Here is a 20,366-nt window from a genome sequence, read left to right as displayed (position 1 = left end):
GGACACTCGTGCATCGTCGAGCGCCAGAAGGGGCAGCCATGAGTGATCCCGCGCAGACAACCGACAGCGACACCGCACGACTCGCCGAACTCGGCTACAAGCAGGAACTGCACCGTGGGTGGAGCGGCTTCTCCAACTTCGCCATCTCGTTCTCGATCATCTCGATCCTGGCCGGCTGCTTCACCACGTTCGGCCAGGCCTGGATGAACGGCGGCCCGATCGCCATCTCCTGGGGCTGGCCGATCATCTCCGCGTTCATCCTGATCATCGGGCTGTGCCTGTCCGAGCTGGTCTCGGCGTATCCGACCGCGGGCGGCATCTACTGGTGGGCGGCGAAGCTGGGCCGGCCGGTGCACGGCTGGTTCACCGGCTGGTTCAACCTGATCGGGCTGGTCGCGGTGACCGCGTCGGTCGACTACGGCTGCGCCACCTTCCTCAACCTGGTGCTGGCCAACACCGTGCCGGGCTGGGCGGGCACCTTCACCCAGGCGTTCTACCTGTTCCTGGGCATCCTGGCGCTGCACGCGCTGATCAACATCTTCGGTGCCCGGATCATCAACCGGCTGCAGGACATCTCGGTCTGGTGGCACGTGTTCGGCGCGGCCGTCATCGTGGCCATCCTGATCGTGGTGCCGACCAGCCACCAGAGCCCGTCCTTCGTCTTCACCGAGACGATCAACGGCAACGGCTTCAACGGCGGCAGCACCTCAGGCCTCGGCTTCTGGCTCTACGTGCTGCCGCTGGGCGGGCTGCTCACGCAGTACACCATCACCGGGTTCGACGCCTGCGCGCACGTGGCGGAGGAGACCCGCGGGGCGGCGCTGAATGCGGCCAAGGCGCTGTGGCGGTCCATCTTCTACTCCGCGATCGGCGGCTGGATCCTGCTGCTGGCGCTGCTGTTCGCGGTGCAGGACGCGGGCGCGGTCACCGACGGCTACGGCTTCGTCGGGGTGCTGCTGCAGGGCGCGCTGTCGTCCGGCTTCTTCAAAGTCGTGATCATCATCTCCGTGGTCGGCCAGTTCTTCTGCGGCATGAGCTGCGTGACGTCCATGTCGCGGATGATGTACGCGTTCAGCCGTGACGGCGCGGTGCCCGGCTGGCGGCTGTGGACCCGGCTGGACCGCAACGGCACCCCGGTCTGGGCCGTGGTGGCCGGGTGCGTGGCGGGCGGCCTGCTCACCCTGCCCGCGCTGTACCAGAAGAACGGCGCCCCGATCGCCTTCTACGCGGTCGTCTCGGTCGCCGTGATCGGGCTCTACCTGGCCTTCCTCATCCCGATCATGCTCCGGCTGAAGGCCGGCGACAGCTTCGAGCCGGGCCCGTGGACGCTGGGCAGGCGCTACAAGGTGCTGGGCTGGATCGCGTCCATCGAGATCATCGTGATCTCGGTGTACTTCATCCTGCCGACCGTGCCGGCCGGGGTGCCGTTCAGCGACGAGTTCGACTGGTCCGCGGTGAACTACGCGCCGATCGCAGTCGGTACGGTGATGCTGCTGATCGGGGTGTGGTGGATCGTGTCCGCGCGGAAGTGGTTCACCGGACCCCGGCGTACTGTGGATCTCCCCGCCGGGGTCGCGACCGCCGACGCCCCGGTAGCGGTGCTGGACTGACCGCCGGGCCGCGCGGCTGCCGTCAGGCGCCGCGCGGCCCCGGTGTCGCCGGGACGCCGAACGGGGAATCACCGTCGGGCGGTGGCTGAAGAAGGTGGAATGAGGTGTGGCTAGGCGAGACGATCCACCCACACGCGCGCACGGCGAGCAGCTGGCCGCGGAATGGGTGACGTTCCGCGACCTGCTGGTGGCGGGCCGGTCGGCTGACGCCATCGCGCTCGCCGACCACATCGTCGCCGAGTCCGGTGATCCGCTGCGGGTCGCCCAGGCCCTCATCGAGAAGGTCGCGGGCCTGCTCAACCAGGGTGGCGCCGCGCGCCCCGCACCGCTGCTGGACCGGATCGCCGAGCTGCTGCGGCAGGCGGGCCACAGCCCGCGGCTGTCCGGCGAATACCACGTGCTCGCCGCGTACGCGGCGTTCGCCGACGGGTCCATGAGCACCGCGGTCAGCAACCTGGTGCAGGCCGAGCGGGTGCTGCGCGGCATGACCGAGGCGAACCAGGCGGCGGTGAGCACCTGGCACGACATGTCGGTGACGTACTCGGCGATGGGTTTCCACGCCAAGGCGGTCGACGCGATGCGGGCGGGGCGGCGCGTGTGCGTGGCCGCGGGCATCGCCGAGGCGAACTGCGCCTGCCTGGAGACGCTGGTGCGCTCGGCGGTGGCGCGCGACCACCAGGGTATGTCCGAGGACTGCGTACGCGAGCTGTGGGAGGTCGTGACGTTCGGCCGTACGGCCGAGCCGGACCTGACCGTGTCCGACCGCACCTACCTGCGTTATGCCGCGGCCCGGCTGGCCGTGTTCGGCCACCGCTCCGCGGGCGGCGAGCCGGTGCCCGGCGGCACCACTCCGGACAGCCCGGACCGGTCGTTCTCGCAGGTCGTGTACCTGACCGAGGTGTGCGAGGCGATCGCCGAGGACCGTCCCGACGACGCGCTGCGCCTGCTCGGCGAGCCGGCGGCGTCCGGGAGCTGGCTCGGCGAGGCCGAACCGCACCGGCTGCGCTCGATCGCGCTGTCGCGCATCGGCGACCACGCGGGCGCGGTCGAGGCCGAACGGGCCATGCTGCGCATCATCACCCGTGACGACGGCACGCTGCGGGACCGCTACATCGACAGCGTCAACGCCCGCCTCGACCAGGACCGGCTGCGCCAGATCGCCCAGGAGCACGCCGACGCGGCGATGAGCGACCCGCTGACCGGCCTGCCCAACCGGCGGCGGATCACCGCGTTCGCCGCCGAGCTGGCGGCCCGTGGCGCGGACGCGGCCGTCGGCCTGATCGACCTGGACGGGTTCAAGGCCGTCAACGACACCCACGGCCACAGCTCCGGCGACCTGGTGCTGCAGCGGATCGCCGGGCTGCTCGCGCAGAGCGTCCGCGGCCAGGATCTGCCCGCCCGGTTCGGCGGCGACGAGTTCATGGTCCTGCTGCCGGAGACCGGGCTTGCCGAGGCACGTGAGGTCGGCGGGCGCATCACCGCGTCGGTGGTGGGGGAGGACTGGGACGCGCTGGTGCCCGGCACCCCGGTGGGCATGAGCATGGGCTGGGCGGCGCTGCCTGCGGGTGGCGACCTCGACGCCGTGGTCCGGGCCGCCGACGAGGAGCTTTATCGCGAGAAACGCGCCCTCCGCCCCGCCTGACCGCCCCGCGCCCGACGGTAACTCGACACCGTCACCGGGACCGTCCACGACCGTGCGACACGGCGTCCATTGGCGTAGTTCGGGTGCGCATGCGTGTTACATTCCCCGAGTTATAACCTCGTCCTCCCGTATACCGAAGCGCCCGCGAAACGACCCGGGCGCTGTCCGCATTGGCGCGGTGCGGGAGGCGAAGAGTTCACACGGAGTGGACTCGCAGCCTCACCAAGGAGTATCTGACATGGCTGTCGGCACCGTGAAGTGGTTCAACGCGGAAAAGGGCTTCGGCTTCATCACCCCGGACGGCGGCGGAGCGGACGTGTTCGCGCACTTCTCCGCGATCCAGTCCAACGGCTACCGGAGCCTCGACGAGAACCAGCGGGTCGAGTTCGAGATCACCCAGGGCCAGAAGGGCCCGCAGGCCGCAAACATCCGCAAGGTCTGAGTACGCATAAAGCCGAGGGACGGGCGTCACGCCCGTCCCTCGGGTGTTCCGCGGGCGACGTGCCGTCCACTCGCGAGGCGCGGCCGGTCGAATGACGTGCAAACCGGGATAGGGTAGGCAGATGGCACGGCTGACCTATGACCGGTACTGCGACGAGGTGTCCGCCCAGACCGCGCTGCTGCGCGAGGTGCTGCCCGGCGACGACCTGAGCGCCAAGGTGCCGACCTGCCCGGACTGGACCCTGGCCGACCTGGTCCGCCATGTCGGCGGCAATGTTCACATGACCGACGCCGCCGTGCGCGGCGAGCCGGGCCCGCGCCCCGCGATCGGCGACCCTACGCGCGCCGGGGTGCCCGACACCGACGACCCGGACACGCTGACCACGTGGATGCAGGACGGCGCGGATGCGTACACCCGGACCCTGCGGGAACGCGATGCGCAGGACGTCGCCGAGATCTTCGGTCTGCTGCAGACGCTGACCTTCTGGGCCCGCCGGGCCGCGTGCGACATCCTCGTGCACCGCGCGGACGCGGCGCTGACCACCGGCGCGGGCTACACCATCGCGCCCGACCTGGCCGCCGACGCCGTCGACGAGCTCCTGGAGATGGCCACCGATCCGCAGGTGGGCACGCGGGTGTTCACGAAGCTGCCCGAGCTGTTCGGCCCGCCGCGCACCATCCACCTGCACGCCACCGACACCGTCGAGGGCCTGGACGCCGAATGGCTCATCGAGCTCGGTCCGGACGGCGTCACCTGGCGGCACGGCCACGAGAAGGCGGACGTCGCGCTGCAGGCGCCGCTGACCGAGCTGCTACTGATCCTCTACCGCCGGCTGCCGCTCGACTTCGCGCAGGTCCACGTGCACGGCGACCGCGACCTGCTGGCAGGCTGGCTGGCGCGCGTCTCGATGGGCTGAGCGGGTCAGCAGGTTGAGTGCAGTAGCGCGGCCACCCGTACGCCCGCGTCGGCCAGCAGGTTGTAGACGCGCACCGCCTCCCGGGTCTCGGCGATGTGCACGTCGACGCCGCGTTCGGTCAGATAGGCCTCGGTCTCCGGCATCACCTGCAGCACCAGTTGCTGGCCCCGTGACAGCACCACCGAGGTCGCGCCCGCCGCGAGCAGCGGCTCGACGTCGGCGGGCTGGATGCCGGGGGAGTGCCGGGTGCCGGTGACGTTCCAGTCCCACGCGCCGCCGCCGCCGGGGTGCAGCGCCGCGTCCTTGACCCGGCCCACGCCCTCGATCTCGATCTCGCCCCACGTCAGCGACAGCACCTTCGGCGATCTCCGCTCATCCACGTTCGGCATTGTGGCACGATGCACCCGCCCGCCCTACCCGCAGAAAGGCCGCCAGGTGACCGAGCCGCCCGCCGCCGTACCGCCTCGTCTGGACCTTGAGCTGGCGGGGCACGTCGCGACGATCCGGATCGTCAACCCGGCCCGGCGCAACGCCATGACCAACGACATGTGGGCCCGGCTGCCGGAGCTGCTCGACGACCTGGCCGGCGACGCGGTCGTGCGGGTGCTGGTGCTCACCGGCGCGGGCGGCGCCTTCTGCGCCGGAGCCGACATCACCGAGGTCGACCGGCTGATCGCCGACGGCGACCGCAACCTGGCGGTGCTGGCCGAGGAGCGGCTGGCCCGGTTTCCGAAACCGACGCTGGCCTGGATCGAAGGCGACTGCGTCGGCGGCGGCTGCCAGCTCGCGGTCGCCTGCGACCTGCGTTTCGCCGCCGAAGGCAGCCGCTTCGGGGTCACCCCGGCGCGGCTGGGCATCGTCTACCCCGCGCCGACCACCCGGCGGCTGGTCGCGCTGATCGGCCCTGCCGCGGCCAAGCACCTGCTGTACTCCGCCGAGCTGATCGACGCCGACCGGGCGCTGCGGGTGGGCCTGGTCGACGAACTGCACCCGGCGGACCGGCTGGCCGACCGGGTCGCCTCGTTCGCCGCGACGCTGGCCGGCCGTTCGCTGCTGACCCAGGTCGCCGCGAAGGAGATCGTGACGATGGCCGGCGACGGCCACCACGACGACACCCGGGTGTCCTACTGGCACCGCCAGATGGCCGAGTCCGGCGAGGCCGCCGAGGGCATCGCCGCCTTCGTCGAGCGCCGCCGCCCCGCCTTCGGCTGGTCCCCGCACTGACGGCCACCGCGCGCCGCGCGTCAGTGCTCGGTGGGGACCGGGCGGGGCGATCGCTGTCGGCCGGGCCCCGCGAGCACCACGATGGACACCAGCGCCGCCAGCAGCACGGCGATCACCTGGATCGGCGCGGGCGTGAAGGGTGCCAGCAGCACCAGGGCCACGGTGACCGGGAACGCGTACACGACCAGCCCGCGGTGGTGCGGGCAGATCTGCAGCAGCCACAGGCTGAGCAGGTACACGGCGACCGGCACGGCGACGGCGTACGCCGCGACCACTCCCGACACGTGCGCGGTGTGGGTGTCGTAGTCGGCGACGACCGCCAGCCCCGCCCCGACCGCTGCGGCCGAGGCCAGGATGAAGTAGTGGCCGTACCCCCAGCGGAAGGCCGTGGCGAACGAGGTCAGCAGGTCGTGTGCGGAGCGGTCGAAGTAGAGCCACCACATCGCGAACACGATGACCAGCCCGGCCGCGGCCAGCCAGATCAGCGCAGCGGTGTAGCCGGTGCCGGACGCGGCCTCGATGGCCACCGTCGCGGCGAGCACGGATTCGCCGAGCACGATCAGTGTGAACAGGCTGTAGCGCTCGGCGATGTGGTGCGGGTGCCACTGGGTCGGCCTGCCGCGCTCGGCCCACAGCGGCACCAGCATCTCGCACACGACCAGCACGAAGAACGAAATCAGGCCCCACTCCGGCGGCAGCAGCAGCCGCAGCACCCAGCCGACCTGGACGAGCAGGATGCCGACGGCGAATCGCGTCGCGGTGGCGCGCCGGGGCGGGTCGTCGCGCCGTACACGCAGCCACTGGGTGACCATGGCCAGCCGCATCACCACGTAGCCGAGGGTGATGAGCTTCCAGTCGTCGTGCTCGAAGGCGCGGGGCACACCCGCGGCGAGGATCAGCGCGCCCGCGATCTGCACCAGGGTGGTCAGCCGGTATGCCACGTCGTCGTTGTCGTACGCGGAGGCGAACCAGCTGAAGTTGACCCAGGCCCACCAGATCGCGAAGAACACGGTCAGGAAGCCGAGCACCCCGTGCCCGACATGGTTCTCGGCGATCGCGTGGTGCAGTCCGGCGGCTGCCTGGGCGACCGCGACCACGAAACACAGGTCGAAGAACAGCTCCAGTGGGGTGGCGGCCCGATGCGGCTCGGCGGGCGAGCGCGAGATCATCGGTCGGTACAGCGCACTGCGTGTCGCGTCGGCCATGTTCGCAGGCTACCGCCGGTGGATCACGCGGCGCGGGCGGGACTGGCGAAGCCCTCGGGGCCCGGCGTTGTGCGGCGCCGGGCCCCGGTCCACACCGGAGGGGTGATGTCTATCGCATAGACATCAGAAGATGGAAGCGCTCCCATGATGCCTTACCCGCGGCGACCGGTCAAGAGGGCGAGGTTTGCGAAACGTCCAATAAGCACCTCTTGCCGGACTTAAGGTACTGAAGGGCTTTCGCTGCTGAAACGGAGAACCACATGAATCCCGCTCGTACCCTGGTTGTCGTCACCGCGGTCCTGGCTGCCGGCGTCGCGCTCGGCGGCTGCGCGACGACGCAGACGCAGACGCCGCCCGCCGCTCCGGTCGCGCCGGTCGTGCAGGCCAGCCCGACGGCCCAGTTCAACAACAGCGACATCATGTTCGCCCAGCAGTTGATCGCGCTGCGCCAGCAGGCGTTGTGGCTGGCCCAGCAGGGGGTGGAACGGGCTCAGGCGGTCGGCGTCAAGCAGCTGGCCACGCAGATCGAGGCCGAGCAGGGGCCGCAGATCCAGCAGCTGACCACCTGGCTGACCCAGTGGGGCGTGCCGGTCCCGGCGATGCCGTCCGGCACGGCGCTGCCGCCGCTGCCGTCCATGGGGCCCGGCATGCCGTCCATGCCGCCCGCACAGGAGCTGAGCCAGCTGCAGAGCCTGAGCGGCGAGCAGTTCGACCAGAAGTTCGTGGAACTGCTGATCCCCAACCACGAGGGTGCGGTCGCCTCGGCGACGGCAGAGCTCGCCAACGGCGTCAACCCGTCGGCCAAGCAGCTCGCCGAGCAGGTCAAGACCAGCCAGACGGCGGAGCTCGCGCAGCTGCGCCAGATGCTGGGGGCCACCCCGAGCCCCACCGAGTGAATCCGTGCCGCCGGGTGGCCCGCCCTCGGGGCAGGGTCACCCGGCGCGGTTAGCCTCCCGTGACGGCGTGACCGACGGGCACTGCCGGTGCCGCGCGTTCGGGGGTGCGCAGCCGGTCGACGCCCGGGACGGCGAACACCGCGTATGTCGACACCAGCAGGGCGACCACGGCGACCGCCGCGAACACGGGCATGCCGACGCCGAGCGCGAGCAGCGGCGCGACCGCGATCGCCACCGGTTGCAGCGCGAAGTTGCCGAGCGACTCCAGGGCGAAGACACGTCCCTGCACCTCGGCGGGGAACTCGCCCTGCAGGGCCGTGAACCACAGCACGAAGAAGACGCCGATCCCGGCCCACGCCACGACCTGCACCGCGCACCAGAGCGCCAGCGGCACGGGCACGGCCAGGCAGACCGGCAGCAGGGCGCAAGGGAGCAGGGCGTTCATCGCCCAGAGCCCCGGTCGCGCGGTGCGGATCCGGCCCGCCGCGGCCGACCCGACGATCATGCCGACGGAGGTGGCGGCGCTGAGCCAGCCGAAGGCGGCCGGCCCGAACCGTTCCAGGCTGACGATCGGCAGCAGCGCGAAGTTGGGGCCGAATAGGAAGAACACCTGCACGGTGCCCTGCACCATGATGACCAGCGCCCAGGGGCGCAGGCGCACCTCGCGTACGCCCGCCGCGGCCTCGCCCAGCATGGCCCGCACGCCGCGCGCGGGCTCGCCGCCGCCGCTGACCCGGGGCAGCCGCACCCACAGCAGCGTGCCCAGGCTGACCGCGAACGTGGCCAGGTCGATGAGCAGCGCGCCGCGCGGACCGACCGCGGTGACCAGCGCCGCGCCGAGCAGCGCGCCGCCCGCCGCGCCGAAGCGCTTGGTCGCGGAGTCGAGCGCGTTGGCCTTCTGCCGCAGCTCGTCGGGGATCAGCTGGGGCAGGGCCGCGCGGTGCGCCGGGTCGTACAGAGCGGAGCCGATGCCCAGCAGGCACGCCGCGACCAGCGGGAGCCACAGCGGGCCGCGCGCGCCGAAGGCGAGCAGACCGGCGACCCCGGCCACGCGCACCACGTCGGACACCGCCATCACCGCGGTGCGCGAGTAGCGGTCGGCGACGACCCCGCCGGCCAGCAGGAGCAGCACGCCGGCCACCGCCTCGGCGGCCAGGATCAGGGCGAACACCTGCGGCCCGCGGGCGGGCAGGATGAGCGCCGGCAGCGCCACGAACGACAGGGCGGTGCCCACGACGCTGGTCACCTGGCCGAGCCAGAACGCCAGGTATCGGTTGTCGCGCAGCAGCTGGGCCATGGTCGTCACCGGCGTATGGTGGCCAGCCCGACCTGCCCGGATCAAGCGAGTTTCGGCTGTCCGGGGCGGGTCAGCACGGTCGCGGTGACGACCGACAGGGCGGCGAAGCCGAACATGGCCGCGGCCATGGGCACGCCGCTGGACGCGCCGAGCGCGGCCACGATCGGTCCGGCGATCGCGCCGATCGCCGACTGCACCGCGCCCATCAGCGCGGCGGCGGTGCCCGCCATCTGCGCGTGGCCGTCCAGTGCCAGCGCGGTGCTGTTCGGGGCGACCATGCCGAGGCTGGCGATGTAGACGAACAGCATGGCGACCACGATGGTGAGGCTGTGCAGCCCCGCGCCGCCGATCATGAGAATCCCGGCGGCGACCGCGCCCGCCAGCGCCGCGAACAGCAGCGCCCGCGGCGTGCGCCGGCCGACGAGGCGGGCGTTGAGCTGCCCGACCGCGACCAGGCCGAGCGCGTTCATGCCGAAGATCAGCCCGTACGCCTGCGCGGAGACGCCGTACACCTCCTGCAGCACGAACGAGCCGCTGGACAGGTAGGCGAACAGCCCGGCGAAGGTCAGCCCCTGCGCGGCGGTGTACCCCCAGAATCGGCGGTCGGCGGCCAGCACCTTGAAGCCGCGGCCGACCTCGGCCAGGCCGCCGGTCCGGCGGCGCTCGACCGGCAGCGTCTCGGGCAGGAAGCGCCACCCGACCCCCACCATGATCAGGCCGTACAGGGCGAGCAGCGCGAACACGCCGCGCCAGCTGGTGAACTCCAGCACCGCCGCGCCGATGGTGGGCGCGACCACCGGCGCGACGCCGAAGACCAGGGTGAGCCGGGAGAAGAAGCGCGAGGCCTCGGCGCCGGAGTACAGGTCGCGCACCACGGCGCGGGAGATCGCGATGCCGATGCCGCCCGCGAAGCCCTGCACCAGCCGCAGCGCCGTCATGGTCTCGATGTTCGGCGCGACGGTGATCAGCGCGGAGGAGACGAAGAACAGCGCGGTGCCCGCGATGATGGGCCTGCGCCGGCCCCAACGGTCGGACAGCGGTCCCATCACGAACTGGCCCAGCGCGATGCCGATCAGCGCCACGGTGAGGGTGAGCTGCACGGCGGCGGGGGAGACGCGCAGGTCGGCGGCGATGGTGGGGAAGGCGGGCAGGTACATGTCGAACGACAGCGCGCCGAAGGCGGACATGCTGCCGAGGACCAGGATCAGGGTGCGTCGTTGGGCTGGCGCGGGGGTCACGGTCCTTACCCAACCATCCGGCGTCGCCGCGCCGGGCGCACTGTGACCGCGGTCATGACCCGGCCGGCACGGTCCGGCCCGCTTGGGCATCGACGGTGGTGGGCGCGTTCATCAGCCCGGCCTCGTCCTCCAGGTACCGGGGCCGCGCCGCGGCCAGCCCGGCGAAGGCCTGCACCACCGCGGCGGCGACCAGGAATCCGAGCGGCAGCTGCCAGCCGCCGGTCAGCTCGTGCAGGACGCCGACCAGCAGCGGGCCGAGCGCGGCGATCAGGTAGCCGGTGCTCTGCGCGAACGCCGACAGCGCCACCACGCCCTCGCCGGTGCGCGCCCGCATTCCGATCATCGCCAGGGCCAGCGGGAACGCCGCCTGGCCGAGCGCGAGCAGGGCCACCCAGGCCACCGCTCCGGCGTGCGGGGCCAGCGCCAGGCCGAGGTAGGAGGCGATCATGGCGGCGGACATCAGCAGCACCAGCGGCCGCAGGTCCCGCAGCTTTCCCGCCAGCGTCGGCATGAGCAGCGCGAACGGCACCCCGATCGCGGTCACGCCGGCCAGCAGCAGCCCGGCGTCGGTGGGCGTGAACGCCGCGTCGCGGAACATCTTCGCCAGCCAGCCCATGGTGGCGTACCCGGACAGCGACTGCGCGCCGAAGTAGATCGCCATCGCCCAGCCCAGCCGGGTGCGGGCGGGTCGCACCCGGGTCGCCGCCCGTCGCGTGCCGCCCGCCGACCCGGGTGTGCGCCGCAGCGCCGGGCCGAGCCAGGGCAGCACCGCGACGGCGGCCAGCAGCGCCCAGACGCCGAGCCCGGCGCGCCAGTCGCCGACGGCGTGCGCGATCGGCACCGAGGCCGCCGACGCGGTGGTGGTGCCGAGGATCAGGGTCATCGAGTAGACGCCGGTCATCAGCCCGGCCTTGTGCGGGAAGTGCTCCTTGACCAGCACCGGCAGCAGCACGTTGGCGATGGCGATGCCGGCCAGCGCGATGGCGCTGGTGAGCACGAAGGTCCACGGCGAACCGCTGACCGCCCGCAGCAGCTGCCCGACGGCCAGCAGCCCCATCGCGCCGACCAGGATGCGGGCCGGGGGCAGTCGCCGGGCCAGCCACGGGGTGAACGCGCCGAAGCCCGCGAACGCGAGCGCGGGCAGCGTGGTGATGACCCCGGCGACGGTGCCGGACAGGTGCAGGCCGGTGGTCACCTCGTCGAGCAGCGCACCGAGGCTGGTGATGGCGGCGCGCAGATTGAGCGCGACGAGCAGGATGCCGACCAGGATCAGCACGGCGGACCGAGGTGCCGGTACGGCCGGTGTCGGCGGCGTCACGCGGGGTGCGATCATCGGCGACACGATCGGCGGCGCGGCCGCGGCGGTAACTGGCGGTGGCATACCTCCGATCGTAGAATCATGGGATGAATTTCGGACCGGGGATGTAACCAATGACACTGCGCACACCGTCCCGTCAGACCCTGGTGCCCCAGGTGATCGAGCAGCTGCGCACCCAGATCGCCACCGGTGAATGGCCGGTCGGCAGCCGCATCCCCACCGAACCCGACCTGGTCGCGGCGCTGAGCGTGGGCCGCAACACGGTCCGCGAGGCGGTGCGCGCCCTGGTGCACGCCGGTGTCCTGGAGTGCCGGCAGGGCTCGGGCACCTACGTCACCGCCACCCACGAGCTCACCGGCGTGGTCGCCCGGCGGCTGGCCGCGGCCGAGGTCGCCGAGGCCGTCGAGGTGCGCCGCGCGTTCGAGGTGGAGGCGGCCCGGCTCGCCGCGGTCCGGCGTACGCCCGCCGACCTGGAGCAGCTGGACGCGCTGCTGGCCCGGCGCGAGCAGCTGTGGCGCGACGGCGACGCGGCGGCGTTCGTGGCCACCGACGCCGACCTGCACGTCGCGATCGTCGCGGCCGCGCACAACGCCATGCTCGCCGAGCTCTACGCCTCCTTCGGCGGTGCGCTGCGGGCCAGCCTCAGCCAGCAGATCGGCGAGACCCTCACCCCGGACAAGTACGTCGCCCACGACGACCTCGTCGAGGCCATCCGCGCCGCAGACCCCGACCGCGCCGCCCGCGCCGCCGGCGCCTTCCTCGAGACGGCTTAGCGCGTAGCGGTCACAGGCCGGCGATAGAGGCCAGGACCGCGGCCTCGGCCATGGCGCGGTGGCTGGGCGGGTTGCCGCGGGAGACCCACCACAGCGAGTCCTCCACCCGCCGCGCCGCGGCCCAGGCCGCCAGCCGGGCCGGGTCCTCGCCGGTGACCTCGCCGAACAGGGCGAATCGCCGCCGCAGCACGGCGGCCGGATCCGGGTGCCGGAACGGGTCGTCGATCTGCTCGATCAGCTTCCACGGGTCGTAGCCCGGATCGCCGACCATCGGCTTCGGGTCGATGACCAGCCACGGCTCGCGCCGCGCGGCCAGGATGTTGCCGGGATTGACGTCCCCGTGCACCAGCACCCGCCGCGCGGCCGTGGTGGGCAGTTCCCGCAGCAGCCGGGCGCCGAGGGCCACCAGACCGGGGTCGAACCCCGGCCGCAACCGGGCCATCCGCTGCTCGATGAGCCCGGCCCAGCGGGCGGTCACGTGGCTGAGCAGGTCGAACCCGCCCGGGTCGGCGACGGGTGCCGACCACAGCCGGTTCAGCAGCCGCGCGGCGATGAGCAGCCGCTCCTCGGCGGGCAGCGCCTCGCTGTCACCGAGCGTCGTGCCGGGGTCCGCCTGCTCCAGGAGTAGCGCGTGCCGTACGCCGTCGTGGGCGTACAGGGTGACCGCGCCGTGCCCGTGCCAGGCCCGCAGCGCTGCGGCTTCGCCCATCATCTCCGGATGCGGCCAGCTGATCTTCAGTACGGCGGGCCGCCCGTCGGGCAGTTCCGCGGGCGCCACCCACGAGCAGCTGCCGCCGGTCCACGGCGCGCCCAGCCGCAGCGCCCAGCCCTCACGCAGCTCGGCGATGAGCCCGGGCAGCGAATCCAGCCAGGCCCGGCCCTCGGCCAGGTCGCCGATCGACTCGACGACGCCCAGGGTCGGGGGCACCAGCACCTCGGTCACCTCGGGCTCCGTCACGCGGCGACACTACCGCCGCCGGCCACCGTCGCGAGGTGGACTTTCGGGCACGATCGCCGCCGGAGCGATAACGGGGACCACCGACCGGCCGACCGGGACGGCATCGCCGGCTGGCTGCGCGGCGGCCGGGCGATGGACTTCCGGTCGGTCGGTTCGCGCCGACATGGGTGCTGCTGAGAGCTGCCCTCGCCGGCTGAAACCCGGTTGCCGGGGTCGGCGGACCCGCGCACGATCATGAGCATGCAGACGGAGATCAGGCGGTACTACCAGCGCGGCGGCGAGACCTCCCGCCTCGACGCGGGAAACGGGCGCTGGGAGTTCCTGCGCACCTGGGACCTGCTCGGCAGGGTGCTGCCGCCCGGCCCGGTGTCCATCCTCGACGTCGGCGGCGCGACCGGGGTGTACGCGGGCCCGCTGGCCGCCGCCGGGCATGCCGTGCACGTCGTCGATCCGATGCCCGAGCACGTGGCGGCGGCGTCCGCGCTGCCCGGGGTGACCGCGGCAGTCGGCGACGCCCGCCGGCTCGCCGAGCCCGACGCGAGCCGGGACGTGGTGCTGCTGTTCGGTCCGCTGTACCACCTGGTCGACCGTGCCGACCGAATCGCGGCGTGGCGCGAGGCCGCCCGCGTGGTGCGTCCCGGCGGGCTGGTGCTCGCCGCGACGATCAGCCGGTACGCGACGCTGGTCGACGGCTACGCCAAGGGCTTCGTCGACGACCCGGCGTTCGCGCGGATGGTGGACGGAGCGCTCGCCACGGGCGTGCACCGCAACCCCGACGAGGTGCCGAACTGGTTCACCACCGCGTACTTCCACCAGCCCGACGAGCTGCCGGGTGAGGTGGCGGAGGCGGGTCTGGAACTGGAGCGGATCGCCGCGATCGAGGGTCCGCTGTGGACCGTGCGGCACCTGCCGGAGATCCTCGCCGACGAGCAGCGGACCGCGCGGGCGCTGACGCTGATGCGCGAGGTCGAGGGTGTGCCCCACCTGTGGGGCGCCAGCTCTCATCTGCTCACGGTCGCCCGCCGCGCGCGTTGACGGGGCCCGGCGGCTGGTGACAGCCGGGGATGGCATGGCCCGGGTCGGGGACCGGCGGACTGGCCGCGGACCCCGACCCGGAGACAGGTCTGGTGTGTCGACCCGGTGCGAGCGCTGGTCGGCGGCCGCGCCGGGAACGGGTCAGGCCTGCAGTGTGGCGTTGAGCGTGATCTCGGCGCCGGGCGACAGCAGGCGGGAGATCGGGCAGCCGGCCTTGGCGGCCTCGGCCAGCTTCTGGAACTGGGCCTCGTCGATGCCGGGCACGTCGCCGGTGGTCACCAGGTCGATCCGGGTCACCGTCATGCCGGCGTCGGTCTTGTCCAGGTGGACGTTGGCGTTGGTCACCACTGCGTTGGGCGGGAAGCCCGCGTCCGACAGCTGCTTGGAGAACGCCATCGAGAAGCAGCCGGAGTGCGCGGCGGCGATGAGCTCCTCGGGATTGGTGCCCTCACCCTCCTCGAAACGGGACTTGAACGAATAGTTGCCCTGCAGGCCACCCTTGCCGGTCGCGATGGTGCCGGACCCCTCGGTGAGCGTTCCCTGCCAGCGGGCTGTTGCGGTGCGAATAGGCATGGGGCCGACGCTAGCTCACGCGGGCGTGCGTTGCGCGCGAATGCCCCCCAATATGAGAGTCACGAGCTCGGGCGTGTCGTGGGCGGCGGTGTCGACCAGCAGCCGGGGCTCGCGCCACGGCGTGAACTCGCGCGTGCGCACGTCGTCCCAGCTGGGCTGGAAGGCCTGATCGTGCTCGGGTCCGCGCTGCTCGACGCGGCGGCGGTGCTCCGCCGGATCGGTGCAGATCACCTCGATGGCGTACATCACTGTGCCGTGCCGCGCGGCAAGGTCCCGCCACCCGGCGCGGGCCTGCTCGACCGCGTTGACCGCGTCGACCACCACGGTCGCGCCCAGCGCCAGGTGGGCGTCGGCGAGCGCGTCCGCCACCACGTACGCGGCCAGACCGGTGGGCTGGGCCGGGTCGACGCCGGCCCGCCACAGGGCCGACTCGATGGCGTCCACCCGCAGCCAGGTCGCGCCCAGCGCGGCCGCGACCGGCCGGCTCAGCGTGGTCTTGCCGGCACCGGGCAGTCCGGAGAAGACGATCAGCACCGGACCAGTGTCCCCTCGGCGCGGAATCGCCGGGAAAACCTGACGGAACCTGTCAGGGTTCGCCGCGACGATGGACCCATGCAGCAGAACCTTCACGGCAAGATCGCCCTGGTGGCGGGGGCGACCCGCGGGTGCGGGCGGGCCATCGCGGTCGAACTCGGCCGAGCCGGAGCCACCGTCTACGTCACCGGTCGCAGCACGCGCGCCCAGCGGTCCGAGATGGACCGGCCGGAGACCATCGAGGACACCGCCGACCTGGTCACCGCGGCCGGCGGCGAGGGCATCGCGGTGCGCGTCGACCACCTCGTGCCCGACGAGGTCAGGGCACTGGTGGCGCGGATCGACGCCGCGCACGGTCGACTCGACATCCTGGTCAACGACGTGTGGGGCGGCGACGACTACGCCGAGTGGGGCAAGCCGCTCTGGGAGCAGTCCCTCGACGGCGGCCTGCGCATGCTCGGACTCGGCCTGCACACCCACATCATCACCAGCCATGCCGCGCTGCCGCTGCTGGTCCGGCATCCGGGCGGGCTGGTCGTCGAGGTCACCGACGGCACCGACGAGTACAACCGGAAGTACCGCAACTCCTTCTTCTACGACCTGACCAAGACGTCGGTGTCGCGCATCGCGCTGGCCCAGTCCGCCGAAATCCAGCCGTACGGCGGGACCGCACTCGTGGTCACGCCCGGTTTCCTGCGCTCGGAGGCGATGCTCGACCACTTCGGCGTCACCGAGCAGAACTGGGCGGACGGCGCGGCGAAGGCACCGCACTTCATCCTGTCCGAGACCCCGACATACCTGGGCCGGGGCGTGGCCGCGCTGGCCGCCGACCCCGAGCGTGCCCGGTGGACGGGCAGTTCGCTGTCCAGCGCCGCGCTCGCGCACGAGTACGGCCTCACCGACCTGGACGGTTCGGTCCCCGACATCTGGCGTTACTTCGCCGAGCACGGCTCGGCCGAGAACGGCCCGATCGACCCGACCGGCTACCGCTGACGCGGGTCAGGCGTTGCGGGCCGCGATCGCGGCGCCGACCGCGGCGAACTCGGCCCGCAACTGCTCCGGAGCCAGGATCTCGACGTCCGCGCCCAGTGGCAGCAGCTGGGTCAGTGCGACCCGGGGCGACTCGACGGCCAGCTCCACCTCGCACCAGCCCTGGTCGTCGGGCGGGCCGGTGTGCAGGACGGCCTCGTCGCGGGCGGCGTCGGTGACGAAGGGCAGGCGGCGCAGACCGTGCGGGCTGACCCGCAGCCGGACCCGGTCGCGGATCAGGGTGCGGTCGAACGAGGCCGCCGAGGCCGCCCACCACTGCGCGAGCTGGAACTCCGCCGGCCGCGCGAACGTCTCGCCGCCCGGCTCGACGGCGGTGACCCGGCCGAGCCGGTAGGTGCGCACCGCATCGGCGTCGGGGACGCGGGCCACGAGATACCAGACCCCGGCCTTGAGGACCAGCCCGTACGGCTCCAGCACGCGGCGCACCGAGCCGTCGGCACGCCGGTAGCGCACCGTGACGCGGCGCTGCTCCCAGACCGCCTCGGCGATGCTCATCAGGTGCGGCAGCTCCTCGCCGCGGTGGAACCAGCCGGGCGCGTCCAGGTGGAAGCGCTGGGCGATGGTCCGGGCCCGGTCGCGCAGCGGTTCGGGCAGCGTGGCGAGCACCTTGGCCTGCGCGGCCAGCAGCACCGAGCCGAGCCCCAGCTCGGCGAGCGCCGCCGGGGCCGCCCCGGCGAACAGCGCGGCGGCCTCGGCGCCGGTGAGCCCGTCCAGCCGGGTGCGCCAGCCCTCCAGCAGCCGGATGCCGCCGGCGCGGCCGGGCTCGGTCCACAGCGGCACCCCGGCGGCCTGCAGCGCGGCGACGTCGCGGTACACGGTGCGCACCGAGACCTCGAACAGCTGCGCCAGTTCCGCGGCCCGCGCCGAACGCCGCTGCTGCAGCGTGAGCAGCAGCGAGACGAGTCGTGATGCCTTCACCGGCGCAAGCCGGTCACAGGCCGCCCACGAACTCGTGCAGGCGGCGGGTGACGCGGACCAGGTTCTCCGCGCTGCGGACCGGGTCGTCGGGGTTCTCCAGCGAGTGGTCGGCGCCGGGCAGTTCCAGGCACGGCAGACCGAGGTCGTCGGCCAGTCGCGGGTCCCAGGAGAAGTCCCCGCCGCCGCCGACCAGCTGGGTGGGGGCGGTGGTCGCGCCGAGCGCGTCGACCACCGAGGCGTGGAACATCAGCGGGGTGAACCAGATCGCGGGCAGGTGGCGTTCGGCGGCGACCGGCGCGGCCAGGGTGCCCAGCGACTTGCCGACCAGCATGATCCGTTTCGCGGACTCGGCCTCGACGGCGGCGACGGCCTGCGTGACGACCCAGGCGGCGCGCTCGTCGAGATCCGGGGTGGCCGGCGGCTGCCACCATAGCTCCTGCACGCTCCAGCCGTGGTGGGCGAGCACGATGCGGGCCAGGTGCAGCAGCGGTCTGGCGGGCGTGTAGCCGCCACCGGGCAGGATGATCGCGATCCGGTCGGGGTCGCCGTGGTGCCGATCGGTCGTGCGCGGCCAGGGATTCGGGGTCGCCGGGCGGGTCATGCGCCGATAGTAGGTCGGTTCACGTTCGGGTGACGCCCGCACCGACTCGGGGCGAGGCCGGCGCTAGGGTCCCGGCGGCCTACACCGGTCGTGTGCCGTGCCGGGTCCCGATTTCGCGCCGAGGTGGCCGCCGACCGTGCCGGGTTGTCGGGCTGATCGTCCAAGGTGCGTATATCGATCGCCTTCTTATGATCGTGGTCGATGTGAGCGACTGTCTCACCTGGACTGCTGGAGGAAACGTGCGCAAGTGGTATGCGGCGGCAATGGCGGCGCTGGGCCTGGCGGTGCTGCTGGCGGTGCCCGGCGCCGCGGGCGCGGGCAAGGGTGACACGGCGCGCGGCTGCGAACGGAGTTTCGACGCCGCGGTGGCGGACTTCGACGCGGTGTTCCTGGCCAAGGACCTGCCCAAGGTCATGTCGTACTACCACGACGAGGCGGTGCAGATCGGCTCCAACGGGGCGTACCGCAAGGACAAGGCCGCCATCCAGGCCAACTTCACCGGGCTGTTCACCTATGCCTTCACGGCGACGTTCCCGGAGGTGAAGAAGGTCGTCGACGGCTGCCGCGGTGCGACGCTGGTGGTCGACTTCACCCTCGCCATCCCGTCGGTGGGCTTCAAGCAGCACTTCTACAACGCGCTCACCTTCGTCCGCGAGCGCGGCCAGTGGAAGATCATCCTGGATGTCAGCTCGCCGCTGCCGGTGGTCTGACCGGGCGTCCCCGCCGCCACCGCCGACCGTTCGCCGGTCGGCGGTGGCGGGTCAGCTTGGTGACGTAACCCTCCCAGGGCTGGCGCCCGAGGGTCTCCACGCGGCATGGTGGCGGTCCGCGGTCGGGTGACGAGGGGGTGCGCGCGGCGATGCCGGTCGGAGAGCACGTGGTGGCACGGGCGCGCGAGCACATCGCGGCCGGGACGCTGTCGGCCGCGCACGACCTGCTGTCCGCGGCGCTGGGCACGGTGCCCGCCGACCCCGCCCAGGCCACCGCGGTCGTCGCCGAGGCGGTGGTGCTGCAGACCGGGGTGCTGCTCGGGCTCGGCGAGCCGTACGCCGCCCGGGGCTGGGCCGCCTACGGCTTCGCGGCGTCGCGGACGCTCTACGGCGAGCGCGACCGGCGCACCCTGCACGCGCTCGGGCTGCTGGCCGCGGTGCTGGCGAGGGTGGGCGTGCACGCCCGCGCGGTGCAGCGCTACCTCGACCTGATCGCGGCGTACTCCGAGCTCGACGGCGCGGACTCGGACCGGGTGCTGGCCGCGCGCGGCGACCTGGCCACCGTCGAGCACGCGCAGGGCCACTGCGTGACGGCGCGGCTGCGCCTGGCCACGGTCATCGACGAGCACCGGCGCTCGCACGGCGCGGCGCATCCGGTCGGCCTGCGCATGCAGCTGCGCCTGGCCGCGATGTGGCGCGACTGCGGCGGCTTCAACGACGCGCACGAGCTGCTGGCCGAGGCGCGCGAGTACGCCACGGGGCTGGACCCCGCCGACCCGGTGCACACGATGATCACCGCGGCCGGGCGCGCCGTCGCCGATCCGCGGCACCGGTGCGGCGTCGGCCTGATCCCGGACGCCCCGATCTCCCCGGTCGAGCTCGCCGGAGGAGCCGAGCGCCGGTCACCCGCCTCGCTTGCGGACGCGCTCCCGGACCCCGTGCCACAGCAGCGGCCAGGACCGGCCCCGGCGGACTCCTGGGCGCAGCCGGAGCCGGAGGAGCAGGCCCCTGCGCTGTGGGACCACCTGACCCCGGCCGGGTACGAGCCGCCGTCGGTGCTCGCCGCGCCGGCGTTCAGCACGACCGTGTACCTGCCGCCGTACCTGAACGAGCCGGCCGTGGCGCCCGCCGCGCCGGAACGCGTCGGGCGGCATGCCGCGGCACCGGTCGCGCGGCGGCTGCCGCAGCACACGCTGGTGCTGGTGGCGGCGTGTGTCGGCATCGTCGCGGTGGCACTGCTGTTCGTGCTGTTGGTCAGCTCGGTTTCGCGGTAGCCGCCGCGCCCTCTAATATCGACGGTGGGCTCTGACGGCCCCCGGGAGCCGGGCCGCACCCTGATCTCGTCGACTGCGCCGTGCCGCATCGACGTTCTGTCTCGTACCAGCGTGGGGTCTCCGCGTGGGCGGCGGGTGTCTTCGCGCGTCCC

The 20,366-nt window shown here is 72.9% G+C and carries 21 protein-coding genes; 11 read left to right on the top strand and 10 right to left on the bottom strand.

All coding sequences use genetic code 11. The features are described from left to right. Positions 1 to 38 precede the first annotated feature (38 nt). The 4 genes from F9C41_RS38890 (at position 39) to F9C41_RS38875 (ending at position 4,610) form a co-directional block, all read left to right on the top strand. Complete coding sequence (locus tag F9C41_RS38890; protein ID WP_155391854.1) at positions 39 to 1,610, top strand: amino acid permease; 1,572 nt, start codon at positions 39 to 41, stop codon at positions 1,608 to 1,610. A 106-nt stretch (positions 1,611 to 1,716) separates the two neighbouring features. Beyond that, complete coding sequence (locus F9C41_RS38885; RefSeq protein ID WP_155391853.1) at positions 1,717 to 3,252, top strand: GGDEF domain-containing protein; 1,536 nt, start codon at positions 1,717 to 1,719, stop codon at positions 3,250 to 3,252. A 238-nt stretch (positions 3,253 to 3,490) separates the two neighbouring features. Continuing rightward, a complete protein-coding gene (gene cspE, locus F9C41_RS38880; protein ID WP_144127436.1) occupies positions 3,491 to 3,694 on the top strand; it encodes a transcription antiterminator/RNA stability regulator CspE in 204 nt (67 codons plus the stop codon). Between the two features lie 121 nt (positions 3,695 to 3,815). Beyond that, the gene (locus F9C41_RS38875) at positions 3,816 to 4,610 is read left to right on the top strand and encodes a maleylpyruvate isomerase family mycothiol-dependent enzyme (RefSeq protein ID WP_155391852.1); all 795 of its coding nucleotides are present in this window, start codon (positions 3,816 to 3,818) and stop codon (positions 4,608 to 4,610) included. 5 nt (positions 4,611 to 4,615) lie between these two features. Here F9C41_RS38875 and F9C41_RS38870 read toward each other — a convergent pair whose 3' ends face one another. After that, positions 4,616 to 4,990, bottom strand: a complete 375-nt coding sequence (locus F9C41_RS38870; protein ID WP_230690344.1) for an Mth938-like domain-containing protein — start codon at positions 4,988 to 4,990, stop codon at positions 4,616 to 4,618. A gap of 55 nt (positions 4,991 to 5,045) precedes the next feature. On the opposite strand from F9C41_RS38870, the gene F9C41_RS38865 reads away from it, so the two are divergent. Continuing rightward, on the top strand, positions 5,046 to 5,834 hold the full coding sequence (locus tag F9C41_RS38865; protein ID WP_230690343.1) for an enoyl-CoA hydratase/isomerase family protein: 789 nt from the start codon (positions 5,046 to 5,048) through the stop codon (positions 5,832 to 5,834). A 20-nt stretch (positions 5,835 to 5,854) separates the two neighbouring features. Here F9C41_RS38865 and F9C41_RS38860 read toward each other — a convergent pair whose 3' ends face one another. Continuing rightward, a complete protein-coding gene (locus tag F9C41_RS38860) occupies positions 5,855 to 7,039 on the bottom strand; it encodes a low temperature requirement protein A (RefSeq protein WP_155391850.1) in 1,185 nt (394 codons plus the stop codon). A 260-nt stretch (positions 7,040 to 7,299) separates the two neighbouring features. Here F9C41_RS38860 and F9C41_RS38855 point away from each other — a divergent pair, with 260 nt between their 5' ends. After that, on the top strand, positions 7,300 to 7,935 hold the full coding sequence (locus F9C41_RS38855; protein WP_155391849.1) for a DUF305 domain-containing protein: 636 nt from the start codon (positions 7,300 to 7,302) through the stop codon (positions 7,933 to 7,935). Between the two features lie 49 nt (positions 7,936 to 7,984). Here F9C41_RS38855 and F9C41_RS38850 read toward each other — a convergent pair whose 3' ends face one another. Genes F9C41_RS38850 through F9C41_RS38840 form a run of 3 tightly spaced genes read right to left on the bottom strand, consistent with a single transcriptional unit; the run spans position 7,985 to position 11,803 of the window. Continuing rightward, entirely contained in the window at positions 7,985 to 9,232 is a 1,248-nt protein-coding gene (locus tag F9C41_RS38850) for an MFS transporter (RefSeq protein WP_230690356.1), read from the bottom strand. Between the two features lie 41 nt (positions 9,233 to 9,273). Further along, entirely contained in the window at positions 9,274 to 10,560 is a 1,287-nt protein-coding gene (locus F9C41_RS38845) for a multidrug effflux MFS transporter (protein ID WP_155391847.1), read from the bottom strand. After that, positions 10,523 to 11,803 (bottom strand): CynX/NimT family MFS transporter, encoded by a 1,281-nt coding sequence (locus F9C41_RS38840; RefSeq protein ID WP_230690355.1) that lies wholly within the window; start codon positions 11,801 to 11,803, stop codon positions 10,523 to 10,525. The genes F9C41_RS38845 and F9C41_RS38840 overlap by 38 nt, the downstream gene beginning before the upstream one ends. 98 nt (positions 11,804 to 11,901) lie before the next feature. Here F9C41_RS38840 and F9C41_RS38835 point away from each other — a divergent pair, with 98 nt between their 5' ends. Beyond that, the gene (locus tag F9C41_RS38835) at positions 11,902 to 12,561 is read left to right on the top strand and encodes a FadR/GntR family transcriptional regulator (protein ID WP_155391845.1); all 660 of its coding nucleotides are present in this window, start codon (positions 11,902 to 11,904) and stop codon (positions 12,559 to 12,561) included. A gap of 10 nt (positions 12,562 to 12,571) precedes the next feature. Here F9C41_RS38835 and F9C41_RS38830 read toward each other — a convergent pair whose 3' ends face one another. After that, the gene (locus tag F9C41_RS38830) at positions 12,572 to 13,519 is read right to left on the bottom strand and encodes an aminoglycoside phosphotransferase family protein (protein ID WP_230690342.1); all 948 of its coding nucleotides are present in this window, start codon (positions 13,517 to 13,519) and stop codon (positions 12,572 to 12,574) included. Positions 13,520 to 13,759: 240 nt separating this feature from the next. Between F9C41_RS38830 and F9C41_RS38825 the strand changes: the two genes are divergently transcribed. Next, positions 13,760 to 14,554, top strand: coding sequence for a class I SAM-dependent methyltransferase (locus F9C41_RS38825; RefSeq protein WP_155391844.1), 795 nt, complete (start codon positions 13,760 to 13,762; stop codon positions 14,552 to 14,554). A gap of 141 nt (positions 14,555 to 14,695) precedes the next feature. On the opposite strand, the gene F9C41_RS38820 is transcribed toward F9C41_RS38825, so the two are convergent. After that, the gene (locus F9C41_RS38820) at positions 14,696 to 15,127 is read right to left on the bottom strand and encodes an OsmC family protein (protein WP_120315538.1); all 432 of its coding nucleotides are present in this window, start codon (positions 15,125 to 15,127) and stop codon (positions 14,696 to 14,698) included. A 15-nt stretch (positions 15,128 to 15,142) separates the two neighbouring features. Next, positions 15,143 to 15,661: a P-loop nucleotide/nucleoside kinase family protein gene (locus F9C41_RS38815; protein ID WP_155391843.1), complete on the bottom strand. Its 519-nt coding sequence runs from the start codon at positions 15,659 to 15,661 to the stop codon at positions 15,143 to 15,145. A 78-nt stretch (positions 15,662 to 15,739) separates the two neighbouring features. On the opposite strand from F9C41_RS38815, the gene F9C41_RS38810 reads away from it, so the two are divergent. Continuing rightward, positions 15,740 to 16,654, top strand: coding sequence for an SDR family oxidoreductase (locus tag F9C41_RS38810; RefSeq protein ID WP_155391842.1), 915 nt, complete (start codon positions 15,740 to 15,742; stop codon positions 16,652 to 16,654). A 6-nt stretch (positions 16,655 to 16,660) separates the two neighbouring features. Here F9C41_RS38810 and F9C41_RS38805 read toward each other — a convergent pair whose 3' ends face one another. Then, entirely contained in the window at positions 16,661 to 17,629 is a 969-nt protein-coding gene (locus F9C41_RS38805) for a helix-turn-helix transcriptional regulator (protein WP_155391841.1), read from the bottom strand. A gap of 13 nt (positions 17,630 to 17,642) precedes the next feature. Beyond that, a complete protein-coding gene (locus F9C41_RS38800; RefSeq protein ID WP_155391840.1) occupies positions 17,643 to 18,230 on the bottom strand; it encodes an alpha/beta hydrolase in 588 nt (195 codons plus the stop codon). A gap of 239 nt (positions 18,231 to 18,469) precedes the next feature. Here F9C41_RS38800 and F9C41_RS38795 point away from each other — a divergent pair, with 239 nt between their 5' ends. Next, positions 18,470 to 18,940: a YybH family protein gene (locus tag F9C41_RS38795; RefSeq protein WP_196280151.1), complete on the top strand. Its 471-nt coding sequence runs from the start codon at positions 18,470 to 18,472 to the stop codon at positions 18,938 to 18,940. A 149-nt stretch (positions 18,941 to 19,089) separates the two neighbouring features. After that, on the top strand, positions 19,090 to 20,214 hold the full coding sequence (locus tag F9C41_RS38790; protein WP_155391838.1) for a hypothetical protein: 1,125 nt from the start codon (positions 19,090 to 19,092) through the stop codon (positions 20,212 to 20,214). Positions 20,215 to 20,366: the final 152 nt, after the last annotated feature.

Origin of the sequence: Catellatospora paridis (genome assembly GCF_009720365.1) — a bacterium.
Lineage (GTDB): Bacteria > Actinomycetota > Actinomycetes > Mycobacteriales > Micromonosporaceae > Catellatospora > Catellatospora paridis.
The sequence above is the reverse complement of the archived record's forward strand: the minus strand, read 5'-3'. Positions and strand labels throughout refer to the sequence as shown.

Bases quoted from the DNA above. Each gene is read 5' to 3' on its own strand.
- F9C41_RS38890 (WP_155391854.1), top strand. From the start codon at position 39: ATGAGTGATCCCGCGCAGACAACCGACAGCGACACCGCACGACTCGCC.
- cspE (WP_144127436.1), top strand. From the start codon at position 3,491: ATGGCTGTCGGCACCGTGAAGTGGTTCAACGCGGAAAAGGGCTTCGGC.
- F9C41_RS38875 (WP_155391852.1), top strand. From the start codon at position 3,816: ATGGCACGGCTGACCTATGACCGGTACTGCGACGAGGTGTCCGCCCAG.
- F9C41_RS38860 (WP_155391850.1), bottom strand. From the start codon at position 7,039: ATGGCCGACGCGACACGCAGTGCGCTGTACCGACCGATGATCTCGCGC.
- F9C41_RS38855 (WP_155391849.1), top strand. From the start codon at position 7,300: ATGAATCCCGCTCGTACCCTGGTTGTCGTCACCGCGGTCCTGGCTGCC.
- F9C41_RS38850 (WP_230690356.1), bottom strand. From the start codon at position 9,232: ATGGCCCAGCTGCTGCGCGACAACCGATACCTGGCGTTCTGGCTCGGC.
- F9C41_RS38845 (WP_155391847.1), bottom strand. From the start codon at position 10,560: ATGCCCAAGCGGGCCGGACCGTGCCGGCCGGGTCATGACCGCGGTCAC.
- F9C41_RS38840 (WP_230690355.1), bottom strand. From the start codon at position 11,803: ATGATCGCACCCCGCGTGACGCCGCCGACACCGGCCGTACCGGCACCT.
- F9C41_RS38835 (WP_155391845.1), top strand. From the start codon at position 11,902: ATGACACTGCGCACACCGTCCCGTCAGACCCTGGTGCCCCAGGTGATC.
- F9C41_RS38825 (WP_155391844.1), top strand. From the start codon at position 13,760: ATGCAGACGGAGATCAGGCGGTACTACCAGCGCGGCGGCGAGACCTCC.
- F9C41_RS38820 (WP_120315538.1), bottom strand. From the start codon at position 15,127: ATGCCTATTCGCACCGCAACAGCCCGCTGGCAGGGAACGCTCACCGAG.
- F9C41_RS38810 (WP_155391842.1), top strand. From the start codon at position 15,740: ATGCAGCAGAACCTTCACGGCAAGATCGCCCTGGTGGCGGGGGCGACC.
- F9C41_RS38800 (WP_155391840.1), bottom strand. From the start codon at position 18,230: ATGACCCGCCCGGCGACCCCGAATCCCTGGCCGCGCACGACCGATCGG.
- F9C41_RS38790 (WP_155391838.1), top strand. From the start codon at position 19,090: ATGCCGGTCGGAGAGCACGTGGTGGCACGGGCGCGCGAGCACATCGCG.